Below are 386 nucleotides of genomic sequence, written 5' to 3' on the forward strand. Positions count from 1 at the left end.
CGCGGATCCCGGTGCTCTCCCGGGGCCGCGATCACGACGGTGCCCCCGACCTGCAGCGGCCAGAACAGCTCCCAGATCGACACGTCGAACGAGATCGGCGTCTTGTGCAGCACGCGCTCACCGAGCGCGAGCGCGAAGCGGTGCTGCATCCAGGCGAGCCGGTTGTCGATGGCCCGGTGCGAGACGAGTACCCCTTTGGGGCGCCCGGTCGAGCCCGATGTGAAGATGAGGTAGGCGGGGGCATCGACGTCGTCCGGCGGGTCGCCGAGCCAGGAACCAGCGGCGCGCAGCGATTCGGTCTCGTCGACCACGGTCACAGCCGAGGCATCCTCGATCATCATCTCGATCCGGGATCCGGGCAGCTCGGGGTCGACCGGCAGGTACAC

Annotated in this window: 1 protein-coding gene; it reads right to left on the reverse strand. The window is 69.2% G+C overall.

Translation table 11 applies throughout. The features are described from left to right. The coding region (locus AMS67_RS00155) for an AMP-binding protein (protein WP_156316464.1) at positions 1–386 on the reverse strand (386 nt) is incomplete at both ends.

Origin of the sequence: Leucobacter japonicus, from assembly GCF_001273855.1 — a bacterium.
GTDB lineage: Bacteria > Actinomycetota > Actinomycetes > Actinomycetales > Microbacteriaceae > Leucobacter > Leucobacter japonicus.